The sequence below is a fragment of the Dermacoccus sp. MPR-E5 genome (assembly GCF_058809565.1).
In genome coordinates, this window is sequence record NZ_JBXASS010000015.1 from 25,098 (window position 1) to 51,504 (window position 26,407).

The following is a 26,407-nucleotide window of genomic DNA, read 5'->3' on the forward strand; positions in this document are numbered from 1 at the left end:
TGATCAGGCGTTCTTGCGTAGGCGGTAGACGAGGGTAGATCCGCCGAGAGCGAGCGCGGCCCCTCCGACTGACGAGGCCGCGATGCTGGTCGTGTGGTCGTTCTTTGCGGGGGCCGCGGTCTGCGAGAAGGCGCCGGCAGAGCCTGACTTGAACATCAAGGTCAGGGCTCACAGATCGACCGCCAGCGCCACAGCGCCCACCCAAGCGATTTCAAGGCCGAAAACCCCTCGGAAAACACGAATCCCGGCCTGAGATTTCTCTCAGACCGGGATTCGTGAACTGTAGCCACAGAGATTCGTGAACTACCCCGCGTGCGCGAGGGGGGATTTGAACCCCCACGCCCTTTCGGACACTGGCACCTGAAGCCAGCGCGTCTGCCGTTCCGCCACTCGCGCGAGTGCTCACCTATCATTCCCTACCTTGGGCGAGTTCACCAAATCGGCGCGGCGCCCGTGCCCCGCCACCACGCAACCGGCCGCCCTCACAGGCACGCGGACGCGCGCTGCATCCAGCGCAGGCAGGAGTGCGCCCGTTACGATCAAAACCCCGGCGAACCGTTGGGCGCACGTCCCCGCTCAGGGGTGAGGTACGAGACTGGAGGCACCCATGGGTCTGTTCGACAAGCTCGAGAGCAAACTCGAACAAGGCGTCAACGGCGCTTTCGCGCGCGCGTTCAAGAGCGAGGTCCAGCCCGTCGAGATCGCGTCTGGAATCCGCCGCGCCATGGACGACCGCGCGGCGTCCGTCGGCAAGGGCAAGCGACCCATCGTCCCCAACCTGTTCACGATCGAGTTGTCGCCGACCGACTACGACCGCCTCTCCGAATGGGGCGAAGAACTCGACGACGAACTCATCGCGAGCGCCCAGGAGCACGCCGACGAGCAGCGCTACATGCCCGGCGGCCCCCTGACGATCGTGCTCACCGAATCCGACGACCTCGAGACGGGCGTCTTCCGCCTACGCCCCGCAACGGCCAAGGCCGCGGATGCCCTCGCCCACCAGCGCAACAACCCGCGCCCGCAGCGCGAGACGCACCACGACGACACGAGCCACGACGCCGCGGCGCAGCCCACGGGCGCGATCCACGACGCCCACCTGGACACCCGCGATGCGTCCGATGCCTACGACGCTCACTCCGGCACGCACGCCGGCGTCGCGGGTGCCAGCTCCGCGAGCGCTCTCGGATCGACGACGTCACCGCACCCGACCGGCCGCACGTTCGGCACGCGCATCAAGGACTACCTGCTCGGCAGCCCGCAGCCCACCACCGACTCGTCGCGCGGCCACGCCGACGGCCCCCCGTCCGCAGCGTCCGAGTACGAGCGCAACGATGAACGCGGCTACCTCGACCGCGAGGCGCACGTCAGCACCCCGCCAGTACAAGACTCATACGCCGCCGGCGACCACCTCGTCGAAGACGAAGCCGGCTACGACGACTACGACCACCACGGTTTCGACGATGCCCACGCCGACGGTCGCGTCTACTCGGGCGATGTCTACGCCGACGCCGAGAATCACGACAACCATGACGCGAACGCTCACCACGCCTGGGATGACGACAGCGACGCCGGCGACCCGACGGGCTACGAGCCTGCGCCGCGCCCGGAATCGGCGCGTCCGCGTCAGATGTCGCCGCGCGAACGCCCGTGGCTGAAGATCGACGGGCAGCGCTACCCCCTGCTCGGAGCCATCACCGTCCTCGGGCGTGACGACGACGCCGACATCGTCGTCGATGACCCGGGCGTCAGCCGTCGTCACAGCGAGATCCGCATCACGCACGACGGTCCCCACCTCGTCATGAGCGTGCGCGATCTCGGGTCGACGAACGGCACCTACGTCAACGGCGAGCACGTCGGTTCGACGCACGTGCACGACGGCGACCGGTTGACCCTCGGGCGCACCCCCATGACCATCCATCTCGGAGACCGCCCATGAACGAACTGACGATGACGGCCATCCGCTACGGCCTGCTCGCGCTGCTGTGGTTCTTCGTGTTCGCCGTCGTCGGCGTGCTCCGTTCCGACCTGTACGGCGCGAAGACGGGTGGTGGCCGTGCCTCGCGCGCTGTTTCACGTGAAACGAAGGCCAAGACACCCCGCGCCGTGCGCAAGGGCCCGACGCATCTCGCCATCATCGAAGGCGCGATGCGCGGCACCACGCTGCCGCTGTCGGAATCCGGCACCCTGCTCGGACGCAACCCCGAGTGCTCGCTCGTGCTGAGCGACGACTTCGCCTCGGGTCGCCACGCCCGCATCTACCCCGAATCCGACGGCTGGTACCTCGACGACCTGGGATCGACGAACGGCACGTACATCGGTGCTGAACGCATCGGTGAGCACGTGCGCGTCGAACCGGGCACCCGCATCCGTATCGGCCGCACCGTCCTCGAACTGAGGAAGTGACCATGCCCATCGCACTCAGATACGCCGCACGATCCGACGTCGGTCTCGGCTCGAAGAAGCGCAACGAGGACTCGGCCTACGCGAGCAGCTCGATGCTCGTGCTCGCTGATGGCATGGGCGGCCACGCCGCAGGTGACGTCGCGAGCTCCACCGTCGTCGGCGAACTCGTGCAGCTCGACGGCGACGACATCGGCGCCGACGACGCTCTCGACCAACTCGCCGACGGCATCGCCGAGGCCAACGAGAAGTTGCGCAGCGAGATGGACGCCGATCCCACCCGCGAGGGCATGGGCACCACCCTGATCGTGCTGCTCAAGACCGGCCGTCAGCTCGCGATGGCGAACATCGGCGACAGCCGCGCCTACCAGCTGCGTGACGGCAAGTTCACGCAGATCACGAAAGACCACTCCTTCGTCCAGAGCCTGCTCGACTCCGGCCGCATCACCCCCGACGAGGCCGTCCACCACCCGCAGCGCAGCCTCGTCACGCGCGTCCTGACGGGCCGCGAGGGCGACGTGCCCGACCTCAGCCTGCGCGAGGCACGCGTCGGCGACCGCTACTTGTTGTGCTCCGACGGCCTCTCCGACTACGTCGGCGCCCGCACGATCGAGGAGATCTTCACCGAGGGCGCGTCGAAGAGCGTCGGCGAGGTCGCCGACTCCCTCATCGAGATCGCCCTCAAGGCCTCGACGCTCGACAACGTCACCGTCGTCGTCGCGGAGGTTGCGAACATCGACGACGTCGACCTCGCCGCGCGCCCCGACGTGGTCGGCGCCGCCGTCGCGCACGGCCTGACTCAGAGCCTGCCGACGCGCGAGCAGACGCCGGCGGAGAAGGCCCGCGCCCTCTCCCGCGAACTCGACGGCGACGACGAACCCGACGAGACCGACAAGGGTGCCCACCTCGCCGAGACGCGCCCGCGTCGCCGCGGACGTCTCTACGCCGCCATCGCCGCGCTCGTCCTGCTGCTCGCCCTCGCCGTCGCCGCCGTGTGGGGCTGGACGTGGTCGCAGAGTCAGTACTTCATCAAGGATTCGGGCGGCCGAGTCACCGTCTATCAAGGAGTCGACTCGAAGCTCGGCCCGATCGACCTGCGCCATCAGCAGGAGAGCACGAACATCCCGACCGCCGACCTGCCTGAGTTCTGGCGCTCCAAGGTGACGAGCGGCATCGACGCCTCCAGTGAGAAGGAGGCCGCCGCCACCGTCGAGCGTCTGCGCGCGGAGATGGTCGCGTGCCTCGCCGCGTCCGCCTCCGGAAACGAGTGCACGAAGTGAGCCCAGACCTCGCGACCATCACGGGCCGAGGCACGAAACGCGGCACCGAGCTCATGCTGCTCGCGTTCGCCGTCGGCATCGTGCTGTTCGCCTACGCGAACGTCGGGCTCGCGGTGGAGGGGTCGCTGCCGACCGACATCCTGACGCTCGGCGTCGGGATGGGCGTCATCGCCCTCGTGTTCCATCTCGTGGTGCGCGTCGTCGCCGCCTACGCCGACCCCGTGCTGCTACCGGCCGCGACGCTGCTCAACGGCCTCGGACTCGTCATGATCCGTCGTATCGACATGGCCCGCGGCAAGGGCGTCATGGAGGGCGCAGCCGTCCGACAGCTCATGTGGTCGGCCATTGCCGTCGCCGCCGCGATCGGGCTGCTCTGCCTCATCCGCGACCACCGGCGGCTGCGGCGCTACACGTTCACGTTCGCCCTCGCCGGCCTCGCGCTGCTCATGATGCCGCTGCTGCCGTTCATCGGCATGAACATCAACGGCAACCGCATCTGGATCCACGTCGGGCCGCTCAGCTTCCAGCCGAGCGAGGTCGCCAAGATCCTGCTCACGATCTTCTTCGCGAGCTACCTCGTGCAGACGCGTGACGCGCTCAGTCTCGTCGGCAAGCGTGTGCTCGGCTTCCCGCTGCCGAGAGCGCGCGACATGGGCCCCATCCTGCTGGCCTGGCTGACGTCCCTCGCCGTCCTCGTCTTCGAGAAGGACCTCGGCACGTCGCTGCTGTTCTTCGGCCTGTTCGTCGCCATGCTCTACGTGGCGACGGAGAGGCGCAGCTGGATCGCCATCGGTCTCGGGCTCTTCTTCAGCGGCTGCTACCTCGCGTACCTGCTCTTCCCCAACTTCCAGAACCGCGTCACCCTCTGGCTCGACCCGTTCGCGCCAGGCCTCTCCGACCAGGTCGCCCGCTCCCTCATGGGCCTCGCGTTCGGCGGACTCACCGGCACCGGCCTCGGACGTGGCTACCCGACGTTCAACTACGCCGAGGCGAACTCGGACTTCATCATGTCGAGCTTCGGCGAAGAACTCGGCCTCGTCGGCCTCACGGCGATGATCGCGCTGTTCGCCATCATCGTCGAACGCGGCCTGCGCATCGCCATTGCCTGCCGCGACGGCTTCGGCAAGCTTCTCGCGACAGGCCTCGCGTTCTCCATCTGCCTGCAGTGCTTCGTCGTCCTCGGCGGCATCACCCGCGTCATCCCCCTCACTGGTCTGACGACGCCGTTCCTGTCAGCCGGCGGTAGCTCGCTGCTCGCGAACTGGGCGATCATCGCGCTGCTGCTGCGCATCAGCGACCAGGCGCGACGCCCCGCCGTCACGGAGGCGAAGCCGACGCTCGGCTCCGACGACACCCAGGTGGTGAAGATCCGATGAACACGCCGATCCGCAAGCTCGGCGTCGTGGCCTCGATGCTGTTCTGTGCCGTTCTCGTTGCCGCGAGCTACATCCAGGTCGTCCAGGCGCCCTCGCTCGACGCCCGCGCCGGCAACAGCCGCGTCATCAACGACGGGTACAAGAAGGAACGCGGCAGCATCCTCGTCGACGGCAAGGCCATCGCAACGAGCGTGAAGTCGAACGACAAGTACGTCTACCAGCGTCAGTACTCGAACGGCTCGCTCTATGCGCCCGTCACGGGCTACAGCTCGATCGTCTACGGCAACGGCGGCGGCATCGAGGGTGCCTCCGACGGCGTCCTGAGCGGCACGAGCGACTCGTTGTTCTACCGCCGCCTCGCTGACGTCGTCACGGGCAAGAAGCCCGCCGGGGCCAACGTCGAGCTGACGATCAACCCCAAGATCCAGGCGGCCGCGGCGAAGGCGCTCGGCAACCGTCGCGGCGCGGCCGTCGCGCTCGACCCCAAGACGGGCGCCGTCCTCGCCATGGTGAGCTCACCGACGTACGACCCGTCGACCCTCGCCTCGCACGACACGACGTCGGTCGTCAACATGTGGAAGCAGCTCAACGCCGACTCGACGCAGCCGATGGTCAACCGGACCATCTCGGGCAATCTGTACCCCCCGGGTTCCACGTTCAAGCTCGTCACGACGGCCGCCGCGCTCGAATCGGGCAAGTACACGCCCGAGTCGACGCTCAACGGCCCTGCCACCATCAGGCTGCCGCAGACGACGCACTCACTGCCCAACGACAACCACCTGCCCTGCGGCGACAACGACAAGACGTCACTGACGCACGCGCTCGAGATCAGCTGCAACACGGCCTACGCCGAGCTCGGCATGGATCTCGGCCAGGACAAGCTCGCCGCACAGGCCAAGAAGTTCGGCTTCGGCCAGGTCGTGCGCCTGCCGATGCGCGTCTCGCCGTCGAGCTTCCCCTCCGACATGAACACGCCGCAGACGGCGATGGCCGCCATCGGCCAGTACGACGTGCGGGTCACGCCGCTGCAGATCGCGATGATCTCCGCGACGATCGCGAACGGCGGCACGCAGATGGAACCGCACCTCGTGAAGAACGTCGTCGACTCCGACCTCGACGTCATCTCCTCGACCGACCCGAAGATCATGTCCAAGCCCATCTCATCGGACACGGCCGGCAGCCTCAAGACGATGATGGAAGCGGTCGTCAACAACGGCACCGGCAAGCTCGCCGCCGTCGACGGCTACCAGGTCGCGGGCAAGACGGGCACGGCGCAGGGCGACACGAGCAAGGCCGCCGACCTGTGGTTCACCGGTTTCGCACCGGCGAACGACCCCAAGATCGCGCTCGCGCTCGTGCTCGAGAACGGCGGCGATCAGGGCGTCGAGACCCTCGCCGGCGAGGTCGCCGCACCCGCCGCGCAGCAGATCTTCGAGGCAGCCCTGCGATGACATCTGCGATTCCCGTCCGCATCTGCGATCTTCGTCCACCTCTGCGGCGCTCCACGGCCGCCGCGCACCGCCCCATCCCGACCCTCGCGAAGGACATCTCATGAGCGCGACACCACGCATCCTCGGTGGCCGCTACGAAGTCGGCGAACTCGTCGGCCGCGGTGGCATGGCCGACGTCCACGCCGGCCACGACACGCGCCTCGGACGCCCCGTCGCCATCAAGATCCTGCGATCGGACCTCGCGCGCGACCCCAGCTTCCTGCAACGCTTCCGCCGCGAGGCGCAGGCGTCCGCCGGGCTCAACCACGCCAACATCGTCGCCGTCTACGACTCGGGTGAGGACACCTTCGTCGAAGCGGCGGGCGGCACCGTCGACATCCCCTACATCGTCATGGAGTTCGTCGACGGGCAGACGCTGCGCGAGATCCTCAACGAGGAGAAGAAGGTCAGCGCCGACGAAGCCTGCCGCATCATGATGGGCGTCCTGTCAGCCCTCGAGTACAGCCACTCGAAGGGCATCGTGCACCGCGACATCAAGCCCGGCAACGTCATGGTGACGCGCGGCGGTTCCGTCAAGGTCATGGACTTCGGCATCGCCCGCGCCCTCGCCGACGTCGGCGCGACGATGACGAGCGCCCAGGCCGTCGTCGGCACCGCCCGGTACCTGTCGCCCGAGCAGGCGCAGGGCCAGAGCGTCGACGCGCGCACCGACCTGTACTCCGCCGGCTGCGTCCTGTTCGAGCTGCTGACGGGGCGCGCACCGTTCGTCGGCGAGCCCGTCAGCCTCGTCTATCAGCACATCGGCGAACAGCCGCAACCCCCGTCGCTCTACGAGTCGTCGGTGTCGCCGGCGCTCGACGCGGTCGTGCTGCACTCGCTCGCGAAGGGGCGCGACGATCGCTACCAGAGCGCCGCCGACTTCCGCGCCGACGTCCTCGCCGCCCGCTCCGGCCAGCCGATCTCCGCTGCCGCGCAGGCGAGCACGGTGACGTCCGCCGACCACACGGAGGTCGTCGACTACCCGACGCGCCGCGCCGCGGCGACGGCGGCTGCCGCTGACTCGACGGCCGAACTCGACTCGCGCGAACCCAGCCGATCCCATGCCGGATGGTGGGCCCTCGCGGCCGTCGCAGCCCTCGCGGCCATCCTCGGCATCGGCTACTTGTTCATGCACTCGCCCAGCTCGCCGGAGAAGGTCACCGTCGCGAGCGTGCGCGGCATGACGTACGAGCAGGCCGCGAAGACGCTGTCGCCCGACTTCACCGTCACGAAGCGAGAGGTCGCCGACAACGCCGCGGAGAACACCGTCATCGACCAAGATCCGGCGGGCGGGACGGAGGCATCCCGACGTTCCGACGTGACACTCACCGTCTCCACGGGCCCCGACTCGGTCAAGGTGCCGAACGTCGTCGGTGACGCCGTCAACGAGGCGAAGGCGGCCCTTCTCGCCGCCGGCATCGACGAGAACCACATCAAGATCTCGCCGACGAAGAAGGACGACACCGGCCTCGACGCCGGCATCATCGCCGAGAGCAACCCGAAGGCAGGCGCATCACTCGGCACGTCGAGCGACATCACGCTCTACGAGAGCAGCGGCAAGGCCACCGTGCCTGACCTCGAGGGCAAGACGGCGTCGGAGGCGGCGCAGGCGCTGTACAAGGCGCACCTGTCGATCGACTCCAAGGACCAGGTCACCGACAGGCCCGACGAGGTCGGCAAGGTCGTCTACGTGCCCGACGCCGGCAAGAAGGTCAACAACGGCTCGTCCGTCACCGTCTACATCGGCAAGTCACCCGAGAAGACCGCGACGGCCACCGTGACGCAGCCGCCCTCGTCGTCAGCGGCCCCGTCGTCCAGTTCCGTGCCCGCGACGTCGCAGTCCCCCTCGTCGTCGACACAGTCGCCGTCGCCGTCGACGAGTCCGTCGTCGACATCGGACGGTAGCGCGATGACGCCGTCGCCGTCGCAGTCGTCGAGCAAGTGAGCTGACGAAGGAAGCCCCCGGCCCTGTGGATCGGGGGCTTTCCTCGTTCGAGAGCCGCTGGTGGGGCGCGGCGTTCGGGCTATGTGCCGCTCAGGCGGTGCGCACGAGCGGTGCCATGCCGGCGCTGGCGGCGACGGCCGTCGTCGAACCGCACATCGCGAGCCAGTTGGCGAGCATGCGGTGGCCGCCGACCGTCATGACGGATTCGGGGTGGAACTGCACGCCGTGCAGCGGCAGGTCGCGGTGGTGGGCGGCCATGATGATGCCCGATTCGGTGCGGCCGTTGACGACGAGTTCGTCGGTGACGGTGGCCGGGTCGATCGTCAGCGAGTGGTAGCGCGTCGCGGTGAACGGATCGTCGAGCCCCTCGAGGACGCCCGTGCCGTCGTGGTGCACCTGCGAGGTCTTGCCGTGGAGCAGTTCGGGCGCGCGCCCGACGGTGCAACCCGTCACGACGCCGAGCGCCTGGTGGCCGAGGCACACCCCCAGCATCGGCTGGTTGCGCTCACCGCACGCCTCGATCATCGCCATGCTGACGCCGGCGTCCTCGGGCGTGCCGGGACCGGGCGAGACGAGGACGCCGTCGAAGTCGGCGCCGTCCTTCGCGCTGATCGCGTCGTTGCGCACGACGGTCGTCTCGGCACCGAGCTGCTGGAGGTAGCCGACGATCGTGAAGACGAAGCTGTCGTAGTTGTCGACGACGAGGATGCGCGGCGAATCGGTCATGCGCGCCAGTCTAGGTGGGAGCGCCAACACCGCCGTCAGGATGCCTCAGGATGCCAGGTAACTCACGGGTCGGCGGGCAGTTTACGCGCCTACCCATGAGTCAGCCGCCATCCTGCCCGGGGTCAGGCTGCAGGCGCAGCGACACAGGCGTCACGGCTGGACGTACGCGTGCTTCATCGTGACCGAGCCCGTGAAGGCGGGCAGCGTCGTGTTCTGGATGGCCTTGACGTCGTAGCCGAGGCCCACGAGGTCGACGTACTGCTTGTAGATCTTGACGGATTCGTCGGCCTCGAGCGCGGCCTTCAGCTTCACCGGGTCCCCGACGGCGGTGATCGTGAACGGCGGTGAGTACACGCGGCCCTGGAGGATGAGCGTGTTGCCGACGCAGCGCACGGCGCTTGTCGAGACGATGCGCTGATCCATGAGCTGGATGCCGCGAGCGCCGCCCTCCCACAGGGCGTTGACGACGGCCTGGACGTCCTGCTGGTGCACGACGAGCCAGTCCGGCGAACCGTCCTTCGGCAGCTCCTCGACCTTCTTCTTGCTGTCGTCGAGCGTCACGCTGATGGCCTGCCCGCTCAACGGCGCGAGACCTGCCGGATCCTGCGCCTTGTCGGCCTGCTTCGTCAGCTCCAACGCGCGCGCCGCGCCCGAATCCTTCTTCGCCGCAGCGAGCTGCGCTGCCTCGAGGTCGGCTCGCAACGTCGCGACGTCCTCCTGCTTGGTCTTGACGCGCTGATCCGCGCGCCGCACCACATCAGCGAGATTGGTGGTGTCGGAGCGCAGATCCGTGCCGTTCGCCGCACGGGAACTCACCCCGAACATCGCCCCCGCGACGAGCAGCACGATCGGGACGGCGGCCTTCCACGCCAACGAGCCGCGACGGCGCGCGGGCGGCATCTCGTCGATCGGCAACGCGTCGCGCGCAGCGTCGTCGGCGGCGCGTTCGACGTGTGCGGGCGGCGCCGCAGACGCGTCGCGCTCGGAGTCGCGTTCGCTCATGGGGTCGGCCTCCTTCACTCGACGCATCGCACGGCCGGATCAACTAGGCTCTCACCCTAGTTGACGCACCGAACTCAGATGGGAGCCATGCCGTGGCCCGCAAGACCACCGACGCCACTCAGCGCGCCGCCGCCGGAGACGGCCTCAACCCCCGCTGGTGGCTGCCGGTCGCCCTCGGCCTCATGCTCGCCGGGCTCGCCTGGGTGATGGTCTACTACATCGCCAGCGGCACGACGAGCTACCCGATCCCCGGCATCGACGCCGGCAACATCGTCATAGGCTTCGCGGCCATCATGGTCGGCTTCGTCATGTTGACGCGCTGGAAGTGACGCCACCTTCTGTCCGCTGCTGACGCGCCACCGAACCGAACGCCCGTTCCCTCGTGGGAAGGGGCGTTCGTCTGTCTCTGCTCACTCGGGTTCGCTGCATCGTGGCCCCACGAGGTCACCGGGCGCCGCGCCGCAAGGCCTGACGGTGCGGGCGCGCCCTGCGGACGCAGCCCAGGCGTTGTCCCCAGACTTGTCCACAGCCTGTGTGTAGTTACACGCGTGTGGTTTTCCACACCTGGGGACAAACCTGTGGAAAACAGTGGACGGCCGGTGGACGAGCCGCTGTTTACGGTGGAAAACATGCCGCTGACGGTGGACGAACCACCCCACGGCTGGGGATGACTCTGCCCATCGCCCCCACCCCTCGGCATAGATCAGCGCCGTTCCGCGGGTTTTTCCCCACCCCAGCCTGTGGAAACTGTGGACAACCATGTGGGTGACGGCTCGTCCTCACCGTCCCCAGGTGGTGCACCGCGTCATCCACAGCTAACGGCACACCATCCACAGGCAACTCATCCACACGCATCGTGGGGTGCCACCCGACGGCAGCACCCCACGAACGACAACGGCCTCGCTCAGCCCACGGCGACGATCATCCGACGATGTGCGGCCAGCTGACGCCCACGACCGAGAAGTCGACGTACGCAGCGGCGATGAGCGCCACCGCCAACGCGCCCAGCGCCGAGGCCTGCATCGCGGCCGGGCGGCGCCGCAACGCGTAGAGGATGAGCGCGCCTACGGCGCCGGCCACCGCACCGCCGAGGTGCGCCTGCCACGCCACGTTGGACGCCATGAAACCGATGACGACGTTGATCGCGATCATCGTCATCATCGGCCCGATCTCCCGGCCGAGTCGGCGGTTGAACACGACGACGGCGAGGAAGAGCCCGAACACACCGCCGGAGGCGCCGACCAGCGGCGTCACCCACCCTGACGTCAGCAGATCGAGCTGTGACGACGGCGCCGTCATGATCTGGTAGACGACGGAGCCACCGAGCACGGAGAGCAGGTACAGCGCCCCGAAGCGCACACGACCGATGAGTGGTTCGAGGTACTGCCCCATGAAGTACAGCGCCATCATGTTGAACAGCAGGTGCATCGGGGTGCCCGTGTCGTGGGCGAACCCGCTCGTCAGGTAGCGCCACGGCTCGTCCCTCGCGAACACCGCGACGAACGACACGTCGCGGTACAGCGCGTCACTCGCCAGCTGCCCCAGCCACACGAGACAGCAGATCGCGATGATCCCGATCGTGACGACGGGTCGACCCTGCGCCGCGGCGCCCGTCGTCATGCCGAGGGACGAGCGGGTCGGCAACGTCGGGTTCGTCTTCCGTTCGGCCGCGACGCAGTCGACGCACTGGAACCCCACCGACGCGGGGATCTGGCAGCGCGGGCACGCCGGGCGACCGCAGCGTTGACAGCGCGTGTAGGCAGCGGTGTTGGGGTGGCGCGGGCAGACGGGTACCGCGTCCGGCGCCTCGGGGGCGCCGAAGGCACCCGAGCCGGATCCGGCGGGCGGCTGCGTCATGTCGTCTCGTTTCGTCGGAGGCGTGCGTGAAGAAGGCGTGAGACCAAGGATGGCCCCGTCATGCTCGACGGGGCCATCTCGGCTGCGCTGGCTGACGAGGAGTCGTCAGCGGAACCTCCCGACTTGCGGCGAGAGGCGAGGTGTCACTCGGAGATCGTCACGCTCTCGATGACGACGGGCTCGAGCGGCTTGTCCTGAGCGCCGGTGGAGACGGCGGCGATCTCGTCGACGACCTTCTTCGACGCGTCGTCGGCGACCTCACCGAAGATCGTGTGCTTGCCCTGCAGCCAGGACGTGTCGGCGACGGTGATGAAGAACTGCGAGCCGTTCGTTCCCTTGCCCATGCGGGTACCCGCGTTGGCCATGGCCAGCATGTACGGCGAGTTGAAGTTGAGCTCCGGCGAGATCTCGTCGTCGAAGTTGTACCCCGGGCCGCCCATGCCGACGCCGAGCGGGCAACCACCCTGAATCATGAAGCCGGGGATGATGCGGTGGAACGTCAGACCGTCGTAGTACGGCTGCGGGTTGGTGCGGCCCGCGTCGTCCTTGTACTCCTTGGTGCCCTTCGCCAGGCCGACGAAGTTGTCGACCGTCTTCGGCGCCTGGTTGGGGAACAGGTTGATGTTGATGTCACCGTGGTTGGTGTGCAGAGTCGCGATCATGCCTCCAGTGTTTCACGTGGAACACGACAGGTCATGATGAGGTCTCGGGCGTTCGCGCTCAGCGAAACGACCTCCCACAGCGTCCAATACCTCACAACCGGTTGGTAAGCCCCGCCCGAACAAGGCAGGATGAAGTCAAGAACTGCTGCCGACTGGAGAGGAAGACCAGCCATGCTGTGCAAGTCCGAACCCACCAAGTCCGAGAAGGCCAAGGGCGCCGCCCTCGCTGTCGCCGGTCTCGCTGCCGAGAAGGCCGTCGAGGCCAAGGTCAAGACGGAGAAGGACGTCGTGCCGACCCTCGTCGAGAAGGCCGAGGAAGCCCGCGACGTGATCGTCGAGAAGCTCGAAGAGGCCCGCGACGCTGCTGCGCCGCACGTCGAGGCAGCGACGGAGAAGGTCGCCGACAAGACCGCCGACCAGCGCGAATCCGTCGCCGAGAAGGCCGGCGCTGCGAAGGCCGCCACCGTCGCCTCGCTCGCCGCCGTCGCCGACTCCGCCAAGGACGCTCGTGACGACGCACAGCAGAAGGGGAAGAAGGCTGCCAAGAAGGCAGACAAGAACTCCTCACGCTTCATGAAGAAGGCTGACAAGAAGACGTCCAAGGCGTCGAAGAAGGCCGACAAGAAGGCCGGGGCCCTTGCTGCGCTCCTGGCCGCGAAGGCCGCCAAGGGCGAGAAGAAGGCCGTCAGCGCCTTCGGCCCGGGCGCCCGCGAGGACGTCGCGTACAAGGCCGCCGCCCTGCGGGGCCGCGCCGAGGCCGTCGCCGAGGACAAGGGCATCTCAGCCGACAACGCGCGCGACTTCTACAAGGACGAGCTGCTGCCGCACCTCAAGGAGATCCTCGCGACCGCTGCTGCCGCCGGCACCGCCGCGTCGCACAACGTCGTCGGCCAGCTGCCCGAGGGCGCGCAGAAGCAGGTCGCGCAGTACGCGCCGGCCCTCGCGCCCAAGAAGAAGAAGGGCGGCTTCCTCATCACGCTCGGTGTCGCCGCTCTCGCGGGAGCCGGCTACCTCGTGTACGCCGACCAGCAGAAGAAGCGTGCGGCGGACGCTCGCCTCTCGGAGGCCGCCATCGCCGACTCCAAGACGGCTCGCGGTGACGAGATGACGATCAACAACCCCGTGACGAACTTCGCGAAGGCCGACGACACGACGATGGTGCGCCCGGCCGGTGTCGACACGCCGACTGCCGAGCCCGCCGGCGCCCCCGGCACGGCTGCGTCGTGGACCGACGCCGAGGCTTCGGGCCACATGACGACGGAAGGTCTCGAGGACCCGAGCGCGGGCGAGACGCGCAGCTCGCGTCGCGCGGCTCGCGACGACCACTGAGTTCGACGCTCCACCCCGACGCCAGGCCCCGTTGAGGGCCTCGCGATCGGGCACGACGAGGCTCCCGTCCGGGCCTCTCGTGCTGGTCGGGGCCGTACGCGTCGCTACTCGTGACGACGTCACGAGCACCATGTCAGCGCTTGCTACCTCGCTGTACTCGATCTATTAGATACGCGTAGATGAAACCATCGAGACGGATCGACGCTTGATGCCCACAGGAGTAGTGTCGAGGCATGCGTATTGCTATTGCAGGAGGACATGGCCAGATCGCCCGGTTGCTCGGGCAGCGGTTGAGCGGCGAGGGCCACGACGTCGTCGGCCTCATCCGTACACCGGAGCAGGCGGACGACCTGCGCGCCGCGGGAATGGAGCCCGCCGTCATCTCACTCGAGGACGCCTCGGTCGACGACGTCGCCGAGGTCATCAACGGCTGCGACGCCGTCGTCTTCGCCGCGGGTGGCGGCCCGGAATCGGGTCGGGCGCGCAAGTGGAGCGTCGACCTCATGGGAGCGGTGCTGCTCGCCGACGCTGCGGAGCAGGCGGGCGTGCGACGCTACGTCATGGTGTCGTCGATCGGCTCCGACGCGCCGGAGAACGTCGACGCCGGCGTCTTCCAGGTCTACCTCTACGCCAAGGGCGGCGCGGATGCCGACCTGCGTACCCGCGACCTCGACTGGACCATCGTCCGCCCCGGAATGCTCACCGATGACGCGCCCACGGGCCAGGTGACGATCAACCCCGACCAGCAGCGTCAGCCCATCACGCGCGGCGACGTCGCCCACACGCTCGCGCAGGTGCTGACGAGCGGGCATGCCGTCCGAGAGACGTTCGTCGTCGTCAGCCCAGCATGGACTAGGTTGGAGCCATGGCTCAGCGCACCACCTACCTCCTCATCGACGGCGAGAACATCGATGCCACGCTCGGCACCTCGATCCTCGGCCGCCGCCCCCACCCTGACGAGCGCCCGCGCTGGGACAGGCTACTCAAGTTCGCCCAGCGCCAGTGGCACCAGGACGCCAAGGGGCTGTTCTTCCTCGCGGCCAACGGCCCCGAGCTGCCGATGGCGTTCATCCAGGCCCTGACGGCGCTCGGCTACCAGCCAATACCTCTCTCCGGCGCGGAGGGCGAGAAGGTGGTCGACATGGCCATCCAGAAGACGCTGGACGCCCTCGTGACGCTGCAGGCCGACGTCATGCTCGTCAGCCACGACGGCGACTTCCTCCCGCAGCTCGAACCGCTGCTCGGCGGCTCCCGCAAGGTCGGGCTGATCGGCTTCAAGGAGTTCCGCAACGCCGGCTTCTCGCCCCTGGAGGCACAGGGCCTCGAGTTCTTCGACCTCGAGCACGACGTCAAGGCGTTCAACGCGACGCTGCCGCGCCTGCGCGTCATCCCGATCGACGAGTTCGACCCACTGGCCTTCCTCTGAGCGCTGCCCGCGCCGTCGCGGGCACCGGACGGCGAAGAGCCCCTCACGAATCCGTGGGGGGCTCTTCGTTCTCGGTGGAGGTAAGGGGACTCGAACCCCTAACCCCCTGCTTGCAAAGCAGGTGCGCTACCAATTGCGCCATACCCCCGAGGGTTTTTCAGCCAGGTTGTTCGGTGGCCGCCTGCGTGGCGGGCTCCTGCGTGGCCTTCGCCCACAGCTCCTTGCCCAGCTTCTGCTTCTGGTATTCGCTGTTCGCATACAGGGCGGCAGCGGCCGCAGCAGATGCGAGAAGTGCCTTGAACATGCGACTCCTTGGCGAAATCAAGGGGCAGTGGTGGTGGGCCTAACTGGACTTGAACCAGTGACCTCTGTCTTATCAGGACAGCGCTCTAACCGACTGAGCTATAGGCCCCTGCACCGCGTGCGTGCCGTTCACCTGCGTGATCAGCACGAGACGTAAGATTACCCACCGCAGGCGTGGCCCGCAAATCGCGGGCGGCGCCTTATCCCACCGCGTCGCCACGGGCCAGCTGCGACCCGCACCCACCAGCCTGGGCAGACGACGACGGGCCCGCCCCACCGTCGTGGAGGGCAGGCCCGTCGCGCGATTGCTCAGGCTGCGATCACTCGTCGCTCAACGTCAGCTGCACGCCGCCGACGAGGGAGGCGCAGATGTTGTAGAGGAACGCGCTCAGGGTCGCGATCGCCGTCATGAGGATGATGTTGAGCACGCCGATGACGATGCTGAACGAGATCGAGCGGCCGAACCCGAGGTAGTCGAGGATGTCGAACTTCGAGCCTTGACGATCCAGCGTCCGCAGCAGGTCGTTGATCGCGCTGAAGGTGCCCATGCCCGCGAGCACCGTCCACAACGTCGCCACGAGGACGACGGACGCGATGGCGACGGCCACCGACAACAGGAAGGCGATCTTGAGCACCGACCACGTGTCGACGCGCGACAGCGTCAGGCGCACTCGGCGCGGCGTGGAGCGACGTGGGGCGCCGCCGCGGCCCGACGAGGCCGGCGCGCGGCCGGCCTGCGTGCTCACGCGCTGCTGCTGGGGTCGTGTGGCTGGCGCCGCTGCACCACTGCCCTTGACCGCTCGGGGGGCGCCCCCGGCAGATTTCGGCAGCTTCGCGCGCGCGTCTCGCGAGTCACTCACTCACTGTCTCCCGACTCGTTGTTCTCCGTGGAGGCCGACTCGTCGTCCGGAGCGTGCGTTGCGTCCTGAGTTGACTCCGCGGCCTCGTTCGTCTCCGAAACTACCGCGTCATCGTCGATTTCCTCAGAATCCTTCTCGGCGTTGCGCGCGACGGCGACGATCGAGTCGCCCTTGCCGGGCGTCGCGAACTGCACGCCCTGCGTGTTGCGGCCCGTCTCACGCACCTCGGCGACGGCCGAGCGGACGATCTTGCCCTTCTCCATGACGACCATCACTTCGTCACGGTTCTCGACGACGAGCGCGCCGACGAGGTCACCGCCTCGCTCTGAGATCGTCGCGACCTTGACGCCGAGCGTCGCGCGCCCCTTCGTCGGGTACTCCTCCACGGGCGTGCGCTTGGCGAGCCCGTTCTCGAAGACGACGAAGACGCACAGCTTCTCGTCGGCCCCGCGCTCGACCTCGTTCGCGCCCTTCGGCACGACGTTCATCGACAGCAGTTCGTCGCCTTCTCGGAACTTCATGCCGGTGACACCCGACGTCGATCGGCCCATCGGACGCAGTGAGTCGTCCGTCGCAGCGAAACGCACGGCCTGGCCCTTGCGGCTGACGAGCAGGACGTCGTCGTCGTGCGTCGCGAGGCCGGCACCGACGAGCTCGTCGCCGTCACGCAGGTTGACGGCGATGAGGCCGCCCGAACGCGGCGAGTCATACTCCGACAGGCGCGTCTTCTTGACGAGGCCGTTGCGGGTCGCGAGCAGAAGGTACTCCGAGTCGGCATAGGTGCGCAGCGCCATGACCTGAGCGATCTGCTCGCCCGGCTGGAACGCGAGCAGGTTCGCGACGTGCTGGCCCTTGCTGTCGCGCGAGCCCTCCGGCAGCTCGTAGCCCTTCGTCCGGTAGACGCGGCCGGCGTTCGTGAAGAACAACAGCCAGTCGTGCGTCGAGGTCGTGAAGAAGTGCCCGACGACGTCGTCACCGCGCAGCGTCGCGCCGCGCACACCCTTGCCACCGCGACGCTGGCTGCGGTACTCGCTCACCTTCGTGCGCTTGACGTAGCCGCCGCGCGTGATGGTGACGACCACGTCCTCTTCGGGGATGAGGTCTTCCATGTTCATGTCACCGTCGAACGGCACGATCTGGCTGCGACGGTCGTCGCCGTACTTCTCGACGATCTCGGCGAGCTCGTCGCTGACGATCTGACGCTGACGCTCCGGCTTGGCCAGGATGTCCTTGTAGTCGTCGATCTTCGACTGCAGCTCGTCGTGCTGCTCGATGATGCGCTGACGCTCGAGCGCCGCGAGGCGACGCAGCTGCATCTCGAGGATGGCGTTGGCCTGGATCTCGTCGATGTCGAGCAGCTCGATGAGGCCCGTGCGGGCATCGTCGACCGTCGGGCTGCGACGGATGAGGGCGATGACCTCGTCGAGCATGTCGAGGGCCTTCAACAGACCGCGCAGGATGTGGATGCGCTTCTCGGCCTCGTCGAGACGGAACTGCGTGCGGCGCACGATGACGTCGATCTGGTGCTCGACCCAGTAGCGGATGAACGCACTGATCGGCAGCGTGCGCGGCACACCGTCGACGAGGGCGAGCATGTTCGCGCCGAAGTTCTGCTGCAGCTGCGTGTGCTTGTAGAGGTTGTTGAGCACGACCTTGGCGATCGCGTCACGCTTGAGCACGATGACGAGGCGCTGGCCGGTGCGGCCGGACGTCTCGTCACGGATGTCGGCGATGCCGGCCATCTTGCCGTCCTTGACGAGCATCGCGATCTTCTCGGCGAGCGCGTCTGGGTTGACCTGGTACGGCAGCTCCGTGACGACGAGGCACTGACGGCCCTGGATCTCCTCGACGTTGACGACGGCGCGCATCGTGATGCTGCCGCGGCCGGTGCGGTAGGCGTCCTCGACGCCGCGCTTGCCCATGATGAGCGCGCCGGTCGGGAAGTCCGGGCCGGGGATGCGACGCAGGCACTCTTCGAGCAGTGCCTCACGCGAGGCCTCGGGGTTCGCGAGCAGCCACTGCGCGGCGTCGGCGACCTCGCGCAGGTTGTGCGGCGGGATCTGCGTCGCCATGCCGACAGCGATGCCGGCGCTGCCGTTGACGAGCAGGTTCGGGAAACGGCTCGGCAGGACGCTGGGCTGCAGCGTCTTGCCGTCGTAGTTGGGCTCGAAGTCGACGGTGTTCTCGTGGATGTCGCGCACGAGCTCCATCGCGAGGGGCGCCATGCGGCACTCGGTGTATCGCGGGGCGGCTGCGCCGTCGTTGCCGGGCGAACCGAAGTTGCCCTGGCCGTCGACGAGCGGGTAGCGCATCGACCACGGCTGCACGAGACGCACGAGGGCGTCGTAGATCGCCGAGTCACCGTGCGGGTGGTACTGACCCATGACGTCACCGACCACACGGCTGCACTTGTTGTAGCCGCGGTCGGGACGGTAGCCACCGTCGTACATGGCGTAGACGATGCGACGGTGCACGGGCTTGAGGCCGTCACGCACGTCCGGCAGGGCACGCGAGACGATGACGCTCATCGCGTACTCGATGTAGCTGCGCTGCATCTCGGCGTTGAGGTCGATCGGGTCGACGCGGTGCGCAACCGGAGCGGCGACGGCGGCCTGCGCCTCCGGCGTGTTCGGCACCTTCATCGTCGGCGGCTCGGGGCGCGTGGGGTCGATGCCGGCCGCGGCTGCTGCGGCGTCGCTGGCGGGAGCGTCGGCTTCGCCCTGGGGGACCTCGGGGAGATCGTCCGGCAGGTCGGACGCGTCGTCGCCCGGCAGGTTCGTGTCGTCAGACATGTGTCATTCCTTCGATGAAGGGTTGTCGAGTTGTCGCGATGTTTCACGTGAAACGGAGCGGCTCGTCGCTCACGTTTCACGTGAAACGCAGATCAGATGTCGAGGAACCTGACGTCCTTCGCGTTGCGCTGGATGAAGCTGCGTCGCGATTCGACGTCCTCACCCATGAGCACGGCGAAGATCTCGTCGGCGGCCGCGGCGTCCTCGAGCGTGACCTGGAGCAACGTGCGCGACTCCGGGTCCATCGTGGTCTCCCACAATTCCTGGTAATTCATCTCGCCGAGACCCTTGTAGCGCTGGACGCCGTTCTCCTTCGGCAGGCGCCAGCCCTTCGACTGGCCTGCGTCGATCATCGCGTCGCGCTCGCGGTCGGTGAAGGCGAACTCGTGCTCGTGGTTGCTCCACTTGATGCGGTACAGCGGCGGCTGGGCGAGGTAGACGTATCCGGCCTCGATGAGCGGGCGCATGAAGCGGAACAACAGAGTGAGCAGCAGCGTGCGGATGTGCATGCCGTCGACGTCGGCGTCGGCCATGAGGACGATCTTGTGGTAGCGCGCCTTCTCGATCGTGAAGTCTTCGCCGATGCCCGTGCCGAAGCCCGAGATCAGGCCCTGAACCTCGTTGTTCGCGAGCACCTTGTCGAGGCGTGCCTTCTCGACGTTGAGGATCTTGCCGCGGATCGGCAGGATCGCCTGGTTGAACGGGTTGCGCCCCTGGACCGCCGAGCCACCGGCCGAGTCACCCTCGACGATGAACACCTCGGAGATCGACGGATCCTTGCTCTGGCAGTCGCGCAGCTTGCCCGGCAGTCCACCCGATTCGAGCAGGCCCTTGCGTCGCGCGGTCTCGCGCGCCTTGCGGGCCGCCATCCGCGCCGACGCGGCGGCGATGGCCTTGCTGACGATCGCCTTGCCCTCTCGCGGGTGCATCTGCAGCCAGTGGTCGAACTCGTCGCGCACCGCGGTCTGGACGAAGCCCTTGACCTCGGAGTTGCCGAGCTTCGTCTTCGTCTGGCCCTCGAACTGTGGTTCGGCAAGCTTGACGCTGATGACGGCCGTCAGCCCCTCGCGGATGTCGTCACCGGTGAGGTTGTCGTCCTTCTCCTTGAGCAGCTTCTCGCGGCGCGCGAAGTCGTTGACGAGCTTCGTCATCGCCGCGCGGAAACCCTCTTCGTGCGTGCCGCCCTCGTGCGTGTTGATCGTGTTGGCGTACGTGTGGACGGACTCGCTGTATGCCGTCGTCCACTGCATCGCGACCTCGACCGAGAGGTAGCGCTCGGCGTCCTCGTGCTCGAAGGCGATGATGTCCTCGTTGACGACCTCGGCGCGCTTGGAGGAGTTGAGGTGCTTGACGTAGTCGAGCAGACCGTCCGCGTAGCAGTACGTGACGCTCTTGCCCTTCTTCGCCTGCGCGGCGGCCTCGTCAGCCTGTGCGGCGTCGGCACCCTCGGCTGCAGCGTCGGCCGCAGCTTCCTCTGCAGCACCCTCGTCGACGGCGTCGGGACGCTCGTCGGTGAGGGAGATCGTCAGGCCCTTGTTGAGGAAGGCCATCTGCTGGAAGCGCGCACGGATCGTCTCGAAGTCGTAGACGGTCGTCTCGAAGATCTCCGGGCTCGCCCAGAACGTGATCGTCGTGCCGGTCTCGTCGCTCTCCTCTTCCTCACGCAGCTCGCCGAGCGGCACGCCGCCCGCGAACTCCATTCGGTAGACGTGGCCCTTCTGCCGCACCTCGGCCTCGAGGCGCGTCGACAAGGCGTTGACGACCGAGCTGCCGACGCCGTGCAGACCACCGGAGACCTTGTAGCCGCCGCCACCGAACTTGCCTCCGGCGTGCAGCTGGGTGAGGACGAGCTCGACGGTCGACATGTCGTACGCCTCGTTGCGGCCCGTCGGGATGCCGCGGCCGTTGTCGGAGACGCGGATGCCGTTGTCGGGCAGGATCGTCACGTCGACGCGCGTCGCGTGACCGGCGAGGGCCTCGTCGACCGAGTTGTCGACGATCTCCCACACGAGGTGATGCAGGCCGCGCTCACCCGTGGAGCCGATGTACATGCCGGGCCGCTTGCGGACGGCCTCGAGGCCCTCGAGGACCTGGATGGCGTCGGCGTCGTACTCCGTGTCGATCTGGGACCGGACGTGCTGCTCGACCTGCTCTGACGCGCCGTCGGCCGCGTCTGCGAGCGAGGGATCCTGCGTCGTAGGGTCGATCGAGTCGTCGCTGGGCTTGTCGGCCACTGTGCTCCTTCACCGTGCGTGGCACCGTTGCAGTGCGCCGGCTCTCGGAGCGGGAAACCCGAGGCGTGACTCCCGCAACGACGTGCGTGCGGGCTCGTGACGCGATACAACGTGCGAATCATGTCCATCTTACTGGTAGCACGGCTCAGAACATAGCCACGAAACGCTCCAGAGGGCCTCGTGCACGCGGGAACGAGGCCTCGACGTGCCGGGGATCGTCGACCGGGGCCTCGAGGGCACTCATCGGCCTCTGGCGCGGCTTGGCTCACTGCGCTCCGTCCCGCACGTAGATGATCGTGTGCTTGATGGATCCGACCACGGCACAGGTGCTCAGTTGCTTCTCCCTGGTGCAGTCGACGGTGTAGTCATGGTTCTGACCTCCGCGCGATGAATGCTGGGTGACGGTGAAACTCGTGGCGGCCGGATCGCTGCTCACCTTGGAGGACACATTCCGGGCAACGGCGTGAACGAAGGAGCATCCGGGCGCTTCGTTCGGGTCGGAATACACCTTGATGTCAGACAGCGGTTCCACCGTCTCGTCGGGATAGGCCGCACCACCGCCGCATGATGCGACGGAGTCCGAGGGAAACGCGGCCACGCCTGTAGAGGTCGCCTGTGAAGACAAGGATCCTGACCCCGGGAGAGAAGAACGAGGGGTCGTCGAAGGCTGGTTCGAGGCGCCCTGCGGCGCGGACCCTTGGGTCGTCGACAGCGCAGTCACGGTACTGATCGAGGAGATCGAGGCGTGAGCCGGATCGGAGTGCTGGCGATGCATGAACAGCGTCACCCCGCCGAAACTGAGACCGCCTGCGGCGATGAGCGCCAATGGTAGAAGCCAGGTGCTCCGCCGCCCGGTGCGGCTCGTCCGCTCGTCTTTCGGCGGCGGAGTCCGTTCGTTCGTCATGGCTGTATTCTGCCTCGTCCCCCGCGCGAATCAGGATCCCTCGACACAGACGTGGCGAAAGGCTCGTCTGGCCGTCAGGGGTTGCGGATCCACATCTTGGCGCTGGCGCCGCCCTCGCAGTAGGTGAATCCGTGCGACACGGCGCAGTCGAGCGAGATGATCTTCTGCGTCGCCTGGCTGTACGGCTTCACCGTGAACGACGTCGCCTTGGGATCTGCCACCAGCTTGGCGAGAACCTCATTCCTGGTAGCGCCGAGGAAGGCACAGGAAGTCCGCGCCCCCTCCTTCATGCGCACTTCCTCCCGTTGCGCATTGTCGATGAGCTCATAGTCCCCTGACGACGACTCGGCCGTGCACTGCGTAGAAGCCTCGGCGGGGAACCCCTCCGGCGTGGAGGGTGGACTCCCCGAGACGGTTGCGGGGCTGGACGCCGAGGCCAACGAGGATGACGACGCCGACGAAGGGTTCGCGGCGATGGTGGCAGGTGCCATCGCATCGTGGTTCGTGGATGACGACTTGTGCTGGAGCAAGAACGAGACGAGGCCGAAGCTCGCCACAGCCACCAATCCCAGGATCAGCGGAGTCAACCAGGGCATGCGCCTCCTGCCTGAGCAGTGGTTGTCCTGATCGACGCGCGCCCCATCGTGGTCGCGGGTGTCGTCATTCGGTCGCATGTGTGCTGCTCGATTCGTCGGAAGCTGTGACACTGATCCCTAAGCGGGATCGTACTTGCGGCGTCTCCGTCTGAGGCCGTTTTCCCAATGAGTGCGTGGTTCCTCTTTCGGGTGCAACCGGAAGGTTTCACGTGAAACAGGCGCGGCCGTCAGCCGTAGGTGTCGCGTGGTCCGCGTCCTGCGACACGACGCGGGCCGCGCACCCAGCTCGGGGCGCTCGGGCCAACGACCCGCAGTTCGTTGACGACGCCCTCACCGACGCCGTCAGCGATGGAGGCCAGCAGGGATGCGGTGAGCAGCTGCAGCTGCGTGGCCCAGGCCGTCGATTCCGCGCGCACGGTGAGCACGCCGTCCTCGAACGTGAGGGGCCGAGCGTGCTCGGCCACGCCCGCACCGACGAGATCGGCCCACCGCGACATGACGGCCCCGGCTGCCACGTCGACGTTCCACCCCCGCTCGAGCAGGAGGCGTTTCATCGTCGAGTCGATGAGTTGGGGGTCGCGTCCATCGCGATTCGACGACGGCGTGAAGCTCTGCGTCGAGCGGGAACGCCGGGGCGCAGGACGCGAGCCCGGACGAAAACCCCGCTCGGCGGCATTGCGCTGAGCCCGAGCGAGCGCCAACCGCGCGGCGACGGCGCGCTCGTCCTCAGCGTTCGACTCGACCGGCGCCCCGGCACTATCGGTGCCAGTGCCAGTGCCCGGGGCCTGATCGTCCGGTGCCCCCGCATCGATGCCGCTGGTCTCACTCATCGGCCGCGTCACCGTCATCACGGTCGTCCGCATCACGGGCGGGCCCATCCGGGGCGTCCTCGGCCTCGGGCAGACCCGGGTGAGCCGCCGGCTGCACGCCGCCAGGCGCCTCCTCGAGGGATCCATCGCCTCGAGGCGCGACGTGGCCCTTCGTCACGTGGAAGACCTGGCCGGAAAGCCGCGCGGGAACGTCCTCCTCAACGGCGGCGGTGATGAGCACCTGCTCGGCGTCGCTCACCATGTCGGCCAGCCGTTCGCGGCGCCCCGCGTCGAGTTCGGCGAAGACGTCGTCGAGGACGAGGACGGGGTCGGTGCCGAGGTCATGACGCAGCAGGTGGAAGGCCGCGAGGCGCAGGGCGAGCGCAAACGACCACGACTCACCGTGACTCGCGTAGCCCTTGGCGGGCAGGTCTCCGAGCGTCAGGGTGACGTCGTCCCGGTGCGGCCCCACGAGGGTGACACCACGTTCGATCTCGCGGGTCCGCTGGAGCTCGAACGCCTCATGAAAGGCCTTCTCGAGCTCGTCGCGCTCCGGAACCTCGCCCGAGGCGATGCGCGCCGCGGTCGACTCCGGCAGTGACGACACATACGCGAGGCGCGCATCAGAACGCCCGGCACTCACCTCGTCGTACGCCTGGGCCACGTAGGGGGCCAGATCTTTCAGCAACCGTAGACGGGCGTAGACGAGGGCAGAACCGACTGACGCGAGGTGCGTGTTCCACTCGACCAGCGTGTCGAGCGCTGTTTCACGTGAAACCTCTTCATCCGCCGAGAGGCGAGGGCCTCGCGCGCCCTTCTTGAGCGCCGATTGGGCGGAGCGCAACAGGGCGTTGCGCTGCTTGAGAATCTTGTCGTAGTCCGAACGAGCACCGGCCCAGCGCGGTTGACGCGCGACGAGGAGGTCGTCAAGAAATCGGCGACGTTCCCCGGGGTCGCCCTTGACGAGCGCGAGATCCTCCGGCGCGAAGAGCACGGTTCGCAGCGTCCCGAGGATGTCACGGGGACGCCCCGCGGCCGCGCGTCCGATGCGTGCCCGGTTGGCCCTACCCGGAATGATCTCGAGCTCGAGCACTGTTTCACGTGAATCACGGACGACGGCCGCGCGCACGAAGGCCCGCTCGGCTCCGAAGCGGACGAGGGGAGCGTCCGTCGAGACACGATGCGACCCCAGGGTCGCGAGGTAACCGGCGGCTTCGACCAGGTTGGTCTTGCCCTGGCCGTTGAGGCCCACGAATGTGGTCACTCCGTCAGCGAGCTCGACTTCCGCCTCCGTGTAGGAGCGGAAGTCACGCAGCGACAGATGGCGGAGTCTCACAGCGCTTTCGGTCGGTGGCTCGGATGCCCTGGGGTCGAATCGTCAGATCAGCGAACGCCGATCAGTGCTCGTTGGGGGCAGCGCCTGGGCGCGCGGCGCCCGCGTCCTTCTTCGGCTCGGCGGCGCCGGAGACCTCGGCCTGGCCTTCCTTCGCGGCGCGCCACGGCTCGCGACCGAACTGCATGACCTCGTGCCCGCCGAACTGACCGCGCAGTGCGGCGACCGCCTGCATCTGCGGGCTGTTCTCCTGGCGCGAGGCGAAACGGCCGAACAGCGCGGCGGCGAGCACCGGCATCGGGACGGCGTTCGCGATGGCCTCCTCGAGCGTCCAGCGACCCTCACCGGAGTCGGTCGAGTACTCGGAGACGCCCTCGAGGTGCGGCGTCTCCTCGAGCGCCTTCACCATGAGGTCGAGCAGCCAGGAACGCACGACGGTGCCGCGCGTCCAGGCCTTGAAGCAGCCGTGGACGTCGGTGACGATGTCCTTCGCCTCGAGCAGCTCCCAGCCCTCGGCGTAGGCGTGCATGAGGCCGTACTCGATGCCGTTGTGGACCATCTTGGCGTAGTGACCGGCGCCGACCTCACCGGCGTGGACGAAACCCTCCTCGCGGGGGCCCTCCGGGCGCAGTGCGTCGAAGACCGGCATCATGCGCTCGACGTCGGCGTCGTCACCGCCGCACATGAGGCCGTAGCCGTTCTCCTTGCCCCAGATGCCGCCGGAGACACCGCAGTCCATGAAGTGCACGCCCGTCTTGGCGAACTGCTCGGCGTGGCCCTGGTCGTCGGACCACTTGCTGTTGCCACCGTCGATGACGAGGTCGCCCTCGGCGAGCAGGCCCTGCAGCTCGGACATGACGGAGTCGGTGATCTTGCCGGCCGGCACCATGACCCAGATGTTGCGCGGTGCGTCGAGCTTCTCGACGAGTTCGGCGAGGTCCGCGACGTCGCTGATCTCGCGATTCGTGTCGTAGCCGATGACCTCGATGCCCGCAGCCTTCATGCGATCGCGCATGTTGCCGCCCATCTTGCCGAGACCGATCAAACCAAGCTGCATGGGTCTTCTCCTTCGTGACGTTGCAT

22 protein-coding genes, 3 tRNA genes and 1 pseudogene are annotated in these 26,407 nt (G+C 67.7%); 10 read left to right on the top strand and 16 right to left on the bottom strand.

The window, feature by feature from the left end; all coding sequences use genetic code 11:
- Positions 1-313: 313 nt before the first annotated feature.
- A tRNA-Leu gene (locus AC1RS9_RS11670) sits at positions 314-396 on the bottom strand.
- Between the two features lie 211 nt (positions 397-607).
- On the opposite strand from AC1RS9_RS11670, the gene AC1RS9_RS11675 reads away from it, so the two are divergent.
- The 6 genes from AC1RS9_RS11675 (at position 608) to pknB (ending at position 8,491) form a co-directional block, all read left to right on the top strand.
- Positions 608-1,936 (top strand): FHA domain-containing protein, encoded by a 1,329-nt coding sequence (locus AC1RS9_RS11675; protein ID WP_338084700.1) that lies wholly within the window; start codon positions 608-610, stop codon positions 1,934-1,936.
- Positions 1,933-2,403 carry an FHA domain-containing protein FhaB/FipA gene (locus AC1RS9_RS11680; protein WP_006944783.1) on the top strand — a complete coding sequence of 157 codons (471 nt, stop codon included), beginning with the start codon at positions 1,933-1,935 and terminating at the stop codon, positions 2,401-2,403. Before AC1RS9_RS11675 ends, AC1RS9_RS11680 begins: the two co-directional genes overlap by 4 nt.
- Positions 2,404-2,405: 2 nt before the next feature.
- Positions 2,406-3,680, top strand: a complete 1,275-nt coding sequence (locus tag AC1RS9_RS11685) for a PP2C family protein-serine/threonine phosphatase (RefSeq protein ID WP_038566302.1) — start codon at positions 2,406-2,408, stop codon at positions 3,678-3,680.
- Positions 3,677-5,056 carry an FtsW/RodA/SpoVE family cell cycle protein gene (locus AC1RS9_RS11690; protein WP_038566299.1) on the top strand — a complete coding sequence of 460 codons (1,380 nt, stop codon included), beginning with the start codon at positions 3,677-3,679 and terminating at the stop codon, positions 5,054-5,056. The genes AC1RS9_RS11685 and AC1RS9_RS11690 overlap by 4 nt, the downstream gene beginning before the upstream one ends.
- Positions 5,053-6,507, top strand: coding sequence for a peptidoglycan D,D-transpeptidase FtsI family protein (locus AC1RS9_RS11695; RefSeq protein ID WP_074040026.1), 1,455 nt, complete (start codon positions 5,053-5,055; stop codon positions 6,505-6,507). Before AC1RS9_RS11690 ends, AC1RS9_RS11695 begins: the two co-directional genes overlap by 4 nt.
- Before the next feature lie 100 nt (positions 6,508-6,607).
- Positions 6,608-8,491, top strand: coding sequence for a Stk1 family PASTA domain-containing Ser/Thr kinase (pknB, locus tag AC1RS9_RS11700; protein ID WP_492921586.1), 1,884 nt, complete (start codon positions 6,608-6,610; stop codon positions 8,489-8,491).
- Positions 8,492-8,581: 90 nt separating this feature from the next.
- On the opposite strand, the gene AC1RS9_RS11705 is transcribed toward pknB, so the two are convergent.
- Positions 8,582-9,217 carry an aminodeoxychorismate/anthranilate synthase component II gene (locus tag AC1RS9_RS11705; RefSeq protein ID WP_006944795.1) on the bottom strand — a complete coding sequence of 212 codons (636 nt, stop codon included), beginning with the start codon at positions 9,215-9,217 and terminating at the stop codon, positions 8,582-8,584.
- 150 nt (positions 9,218-9,367) lie between these two features.
- A complete protein-coding gene (locus AC1RS9_RS11710) occupies positions 9,368-10,219 on the bottom strand; it encodes a DUF881 domain-containing protein (protein WP_492921588.1) in 852 nt (283 codons plus the stop codon).
- A gap of 92 nt (positions 10,220-10,311) precedes the next feature.
- On the opposite strand from AC1RS9_RS11710, the gene AC1RS9_RS11715 reads away from it, so the two are divergent.
- Positions 10,312-10,548 carry a cell division protein CrgA gene (locus tag AC1RS9_RS11715; RefSeq protein ID WP_006944615.1) on the top strand — a complete coding sequence of 79 codons (237 nt, stop codon included), beginning with the start codon at positions 10,312-10,314 and terminating at the stop codon, positions 10,546-10,548.
- Positions 10,549-11,140: 592 nt separating this feature from the next.
- Here AC1RS9_RS11715 and AC1RS9_RS11720 read toward each other — a convergent pair.
- Positions 11,141-12,076 carry a rhomboid family intramembrane serine protease gene (locus AC1RS9_RS11720; protein ID WP_492921590.1) on the bottom strand — a complete coding sequence of 312 codons (936 nt, stop codon included), beginning with the start codon at positions 12,074-12,076 and terminating at the stop codon, positions 11,141-11,143.
- A gap of 143 nt (positions 12,077-12,219) precedes the next feature.
- Positions 12,220-12,738, bottom strand: coding sequence for a peptidylprolyl isomerase (locus tag AC1RS9_RS11725; RefSeq protein ID WP_006944662.1), 519 nt, complete (start codon positions 12,736-12,738; stop codon positions 12,220-12,222).
- A gap of 171 nt (positions 12,739-12,909) precedes the next feature.
- Here AC1RS9_RS11725 and AC1RS9_RS11730 point away from each other — a divergent pair, with 171 nt between their 5' ends.
- From AC1RS9_RS11730 to AC1RS9_RS11740, 3 genes and pseudogenes are all read left to right on the top strand, one after another.
- Complete coding sequence (locus AC1RS9_RS11730; protein WP_492921592.1) at positions 12,910-14,067, top strand: hypothetical protein; 1,158 nt, start codon at positions 12,910-12,912, stop codon at positions 14,065-14,067.
- 233 nt (positions 14,068-14,300) lie between these two features.
- Positions 14,301-14,858, top strand: a pseudogene (locus tag AC1RS9_RS11735) (SDR family oxidoreductase); the annotation flags it as partial.
- A 74-nt stretch (positions 14,859-14,932) separates the two neighbouring features.
- Positions 14,933-15,493, top strand: a complete 561-nt coding sequence (locus tag AC1RS9_RS11740; RefSeq protein WP_006944737.1) for an NYN domain-containing protein — start codon at positions 14,933-14,935, stop codon at positions 15,491-15,493.
- Positions 15,494-15,568: 75 nt separating this feature from the next.
- Here AC1RS9_RS11740 and AC1RS9_RS11745 read toward each other — a convergent pair.
- The 11 genes from AC1RS9_RS11745 to gnd all read right to left on the bottom strand — a co-directional run bounded on the left by AC1RS9_RS11745 (position 15,569) and on the right by gnd (position 26,381).
- Positions 15,569-15,641: transfer RNA gene (locus AC1RS9_RS11745), tRNA-Ala, on the bottom strand.
- 9 nt (positions 15,642-15,650) lie between these two features.
- Complete coding sequence (locus AC1RS9_RS11750; RefSeq protein WP_006944753.1) at positions 15,651-15,797, bottom strand: hypothetical protein; 147 nt, start codon at positions 15,795-15,797, stop codon at positions 15,651-15,653.
- Positions 15,798-15,828: 31 nt separating this feature from the next.
- Positions 15,829-15,905: transfer RNA gene (locus AC1RS9_RS11755), tRNA-Ile, on the bottom strand.
- 211 nt (positions 15,906-16,116) lie between these two features.
- Positions 16,117-16,542, bottom strand: a complete 426-nt coding sequence (locus AC1RS9_RS11760) for a DUF3566 domain-containing protein (RefSeq protein WP_231729406.1) — start codon at positions 16,540-16,542, stop codon at positions 16,117-16,119.
- 110 nt (positions 16,543-16,652) lie between these two features.
- Positions 16,653-19,448: a DNA gyrase subunit A gene (gene gyrA / locus AC1RS9_RS11765; RefSeq protein ID WP_376745330.1), complete on the bottom strand. Its 2,796-nt coding sequence runs from the start codon at positions 19,446-19,448 to the stop codon at positions 16,653-16,655.
- Between the two features lie 92 nt (positions 19,449-19,540).
- Positions 19,541-21,682 carry a DNA topoisomerase (ATP-hydrolyzing) subunit B gene (gene gyrB, locus AC1RS9_RS11770; RefSeq protein WP_165584314.1) on the bottom strand — a complete coding sequence of 714 codons (2,142 nt, stop codon included), beginning with the start codon at positions 21,680-21,682 and terminating at the stop codon, positions 19,541-19,543.
- Between the two features lie 265 nt (positions 21,683-21,947).
- Positions 21,948-22,586 (bottom strand): hypothetical protein, encoded by a 639-nt coding sequence (locus tag AC1RS9_RS11775; RefSeq protein ID WP_338811819.1) that lies wholly within the window; start codon positions 22,584-22,586, stop codon positions 21,948-21,950.
- Positions 22,587-22,660: 74 nt separating this feature from the next.
- Complete coding sequence (locus AC1RS9_RS11780; RefSeq protein WP_492921596.1) at positions 22,661-23,260, bottom strand: hypothetical protein; 600 nt, start codon at positions 23,258-23,260, stop codon at positions 22,661-22,663.
- A gap of 149 nt (positions 23,261-23,409) precedes the next feature.
- Positions 23,410-24,012 (bottom strand): DciA family protein, encoded by a 603-nt coding sequence (locus AC1RS9_RS11785; protein ID WP_338811810.1) that lies wholly within the window; start codon positions 24,010-24,012, stop codon positions 23,410-23,412.
- A complete protein-coding gene (gene recF / locus AC1RS9_RS11790) occupies positions 24,005-25,327 on the bottom strand; it encodes a DNA replication/repair protein RecF (RefSeq protein ID WP_239303947.1) in 1,323 nt (440 codons plus the stop codon). Before recF ends, AC1RS9_RS11785 begins: the two co-directional genes overlap by 8 nt.
- Before the next feature lie 61 nt (positions 25,328-25,388).
- Positions 25,389-26,381, bottom strand: coding sequence for a phosphogluconate dehydrogenase (NAD(+)-dependent, decarboxylating) (gene gnd, locus AC1RS9_RS11795; RefSeq protein ID WP_038566270.1), 993 nt, complete (start codon positions 26,379-26,381; stop codon positions 25,389-25,391).
- Positions 26,382-26,407 lie beyond the last annotated feature (26 nt).